This window comes from Wolbachia endosymbiont of Drosophila seguyi (genome assembly GCF_028981765.1).
In the GTDB taxonomy this organism is placed as follows: domain Bacteria; phylum Pseudomonadota; class Alphaproteobacteria; order Rickettsiales; family Anaplasmataceae; genus Wolbachia; species Wolbachia pipientis.
The window spans coordinates 1-4,093 of sequence record NZ_JAPQLM010000188.1 but is presented as its reverse complement, the minus strand read 5'-3'; the positions used below and the strand labels follow the sequence as shown (position 1 = coordinate 4,093).

Genomic DNA, 4,093 nt, shown 5'->3' with positions numbered 1-4,093 from the left:
ATAATCCTAATTATAGTTAGCCTTTCATAAGTAGCGATGCAACAAAGCCATCCCAGTGTCTGGGCACTGGCCCACTGGTGGGAATTGCTCCCAAACTACAACGTTCGTACAGTTGTGGATACCGTGGCGGTATGACGTAGGGAAACCTTTCTTGGGTTAAGCTTTAAATTAAAACATCAAGTATATTGAACTTAAAACATATCTCAGCTATACTTTGCGATAAAGTTAATAAAAATTTTAATAAAATCAGTAAGACTAACCTCTAGCTAAAATGAATACAAAGTGAGCTTTTTTGATATAAATAGTGTTAGAATAATTGGTAGGTACTTTATCAATTTTTTGTTAAGGCTTGGTAGTGCATTCATATTTTTTATTCAATCTCTATACCACTGCCTTGTGCCACCGTATTATTTTAGCAACATAGCAAGACAAATTATAGAGATAGGCTTTTTCTCTCTGCCAATTGTTGGGCTCACTGGAGTTTTTATAGGAGCGGCGATAGTTTTACAAAGTAGCTTGAGTGACCCATTAATTAACCAAGAACAGATAATACCCAAACTTGTTACGATCACTATCATTAAAGAGTTAGGACCAGTTTTGATCAGCTTAATAATGGTAGGAAAGGTTGGATCATCAGTTGCAGCAGAAATTGGTACGATGCGCATCACCGAGCAAATAGATGCCCTTACAACTTTGAACATCAACCCTTTCAAATATTTAATTGCACCAAGGATTTTAGCGTCAATCATAGTATTTCCCATACTTACAGTATGTGCAGATTTAATAGGAATATTTGGAGGATGCATCACTGCAGTCTTCGAATTTAACCACAATTTAAATATATACATTAAACACACAGCTCAGTTCTTTAATACGTATGATTTTATAACTGGGCTAATAAAAGCAACTGCATTTGGCGCCATAATTTCTGTCTCAAGCTGCTATTACGGTTACCATTGCAAAGAAGGTGCACGAGGAGTAGGTGTTGCTACAACATCAACTGTTGTTTTATCGTCCATACTGATCATTTTAGCAAACTACATGATTACTTTGATACATGCGTAACCCCATAATATCAATATTGAACTTAAGCTTATCTTTTGATGATAGGACAGTACTAAAAGATCTAAATTTTGATATATTAAAAGGGGAATCATTAGTCATACTTGGTGGCTCAGGAAGCGGCAAATCTGTATTAACAAAAACAATTATCGGCTTGCTTGCTCCAGACTCAGGGTCTGTTAAAATAAATAGTAAAAGCAAAAATAAATTTGGGGTTTTATTTCAAAATTCCGCTTTATTTGACTACGTTACAGTGTGGGAAAATATATCTTTTAATTATAAAAAGCGCTTTAATATCAGCAAAAAAGAGGCAAAACAGCTAGCAATCGAGAAGTTAAATGATGTTGGACTGGAGGAAAGCATAGCAGATATGTTTCCAATAGAGCTATCAGGTGGAATGAAAAAAAGAGTGGCACTTGCAAGGGCGATTGCACACAATCCAGAAATCATTATTTTGGATGAACCAACTTCAGGATTGGACCCAATTATGTCAGATATAGTAAACGAGATAATAATAAAATTATCTAGAGATCTTAACCCTACAATTATCACGATTACACATGATATTCATAGCGCATTTAAAATAGCTGATAAAATAGCAGTATTATATGAAGGGGAGATCATTTCCCATGGAACTGTTCAGGAAATACAAAATACTAATAACGAATATATAAAAAAATTCATTCATTATATATAGCTAAAGATATATACACTATTGCTAACAGTCATATTTTTAAGTTTTAACTTTGTAAAAGGTAGTGAACATTGGAATTCAGATTTTTTTCAAACTGGATCCTATAGCTAACACGTCATACCGCGATTCATTCGCGGTATCTCGGCATAGATTCCGCTAACTAGTAGCGGAACGACGAATTTGTCGTTTTTCAAATTGTCGTAAGTCAGTTTAGCTATATATAGGATGACAGAAATTGTTTGTATTAGCTATATTCAAAAGCTCTATTGATATTTTGCAATATTTGTGATAAAATAATAGCTTAAGGTTGAGAGTAAAAATTTATGAGTGAAGCTCAAGGTCCAAACATTGCAGAATGGCAAGCGCAGCAGCAACACCAAGAGGCTGCTGGTGAGAAAAGTGGTTTTGGTCTTGGTCATAGTGACTCTGTTTCAACAGTTGTCGATGGAATGAAATGGTTGTTCAACTTTCATGAAGGAGCAATTGCTGCTTATAGTAACGTGTTTGAAGGTTTGGTGAGTGGCAGTAGTCTAGTAACATTGTTTGGAAAGTCAGGTAATATGTTTGGCATAAAACTTCTTGAAGGCCTTGCAGAATATTTTTCAGGTGGAGGTGGGGAAGATATGCCATCAGAAGAAATGGATATGGCTCATGGTGATGATGGACATCACTCAGATGATTACCCTCATGCCAATAACGAAATAGCTCATAATGCTGATGGTTTGCAAGACATGCATGATGCAGGTGATCACCATGGTCAATCTTTTTCACCTGGTCCTTCACCATCTGTTGGCGATGACCACGGACATGAACTTGGTTAAACACTTAAAAACTATTGAATAGTTGGAAGAAGGCCTAATAAGAAAAGTTGCTGTTGTTATGAGTTTGTCTTAGTGAAAAAGGTTTCAGTTTTGGGATCAACAGGAAGTGTTGGAAAAAAGACTGTAGATTTGCTCTCAAAGAGAAAAGAAGAATACCAAGTGGAAGCACTAAGTGCCCATTCGAACTTTGCTCTACTGGCACACCAAGCAAAACTGCTAAATGCAAAATATGTTGCTATCTCCGATGAAAGGCTTTACAAAGATTTGAAAGAAAGTTTACTTGGTACAGATGTAAAAATAGCAATTGGTGCTACAAATATTGCTACCATACCTGTTGATCTCTCAGTTGTTGCAATAGTTGGCATTGCAGGCCTTGGGCCAGTTATGGAAGTTATAGAAAGCGGTACCAAGGTCATTGCATTGGCAAACAAAGAAAGCATTGTTTGCGGTGGAAAGTTATTACTCAAAAAAGCTAAAGAAAAAAATGTACAAATAATCCCTATTGACTCTGAGCACAATGCAATTTTTCAAATTTTGCAAAATGACGACAAATGCGTAGAAAAGATCATACTTACTGCTTCTGGTGGACCATTCTTAAATTATAGCCTTGAGCAATTAAGAAATGTTATGGTAGATAAGGCGCTTAGTCACCCCACTTGGAATATGGGAAAGAAAATCTCGGTTGATAGCGCAACAATGATGAATAAGGCACTAGAGATAATAGAAGCACATAACTTGTTTAATATCAGCCCGGATAAAATTGAAGCAATAGTGCATCCTGAGTCAATAGTACATGGAATTGTAACTTATAAGGATGGGTTCAACTTTGCTGTGCTTGCAGAAACTGACATGGCAATTCCTATTTCATATGCTCTATCTTGGCCGGAAAGATCAGCTTTAAATCGTAAATTAGATTTAACAAAGCAAGGAAAATTGACCTTTCAAGAACCAGACCATAAGCGTTTTCCTGCGCTAAAGCTTAGCATGGCAGTGTTAAACTCTTCTGCTCCACAAACAAACAGTATTGTGCTCAATGCTGCAAATGAAATAGCTGTTAATGAATTTTTGAAGTCACGAATCGGCTTTTTAAAAATAGTAGAGGTAGTGGAATCAACAATGGAAAGTTTTGGTAGTTATACTGATATTAATTCACTATCTGATATAATAAATATTGATTATGAAAGTCGTATTATTGCTCACAAAATTGTTGAAAGTAAAGTTGTTGCGTATAGCTAGAGTAATGTAACCAGACTGCATTCTGTGATTTTTAGCAAAACACGATACACAATCGTCATTCCGCTACTAGTTAGCGGAATCTATGCCGAGATACCGCGAATGAATCGCGGTATGACGGTTCGCGGTGGTATGACGGTTAAGTAATTCGTCATCCCGCTGCTTGTTAGCGGGATCTAGAGATACCGCGGCGGTATGACGGTTCGCGGCGGCATAGCTATCTTCAAAAATATGGTTGAATAATTGTTAATAATAGTGTATAATTATTAATATTTTTAAGCAC

Annotated in this window: 4 protein-coding genes; all 4 read left to right on the top strand. The window is 36.2% G+C overall.

Going from position 1 to position 4,093, the window contains the following annotated elements; all coding sequences use genetic code 11:
• The first annotated feature begins 282 nt into the window (after positions 1–282).
• The 4 genes from OZD62_RS05295 to dxr all read left to right on the top strand — a co-directional run bounded on the left by OZD62_RS05295 (position 283) and on the right by dxr (position 3,813).
• Positions 283–1,065, top strand: a complete 783-nt coding sequence (locus tag OZD62_RS05295) for an MlaE family ABC transporter permease (RefSeq protein WP_038199265.1) — start codon at positions 283–285, stop codon at positions 1,063–1,065.
• Positions 1,058–1,759 carry an ABC transporter ATP-binding protein gene (locus OZD62_RS05290; RefSeq protein ID WP_006279859.1) on the top strand — a complete coding sequence of 234 codons (702 nt, stop codon included), beginning with the start codon at positions 1,058–1,060 and terminating at the stop codon, positions 1,757–1,759. Before OZD62_RS05295 ends, OZD62_RS05290 begins: the two co-directional genes overlap by 8 nt.
• A gap of 320 nt (positions 1,760–2,079) precedes the next feature.
• On the top strand, positions 2,080–2,577 hold the full coding sequence (locus OZD62_RS05285) for a hypothetical protein (protein WP_010082318.1): 498 nt from the start codon (positions 2,080–2,082) through the stop codon (positions 2,575–2,577).
• Between the two features lie 72 nt (positions 2,578–2,649).
• Entirely contained in the window at positions 2,650–3,813 is a 1,164-nt protein-coding gene (gene dxr, locus OZD62_RS05280; protein ID WP_070356952.1) for a 1-deoxy-D-xylulose-5-phosphate reductoisomerase, read from the top strand.
• The last annotated feature ends 280 nt before the right edge of the window (positions 3,814–4,093 follow it).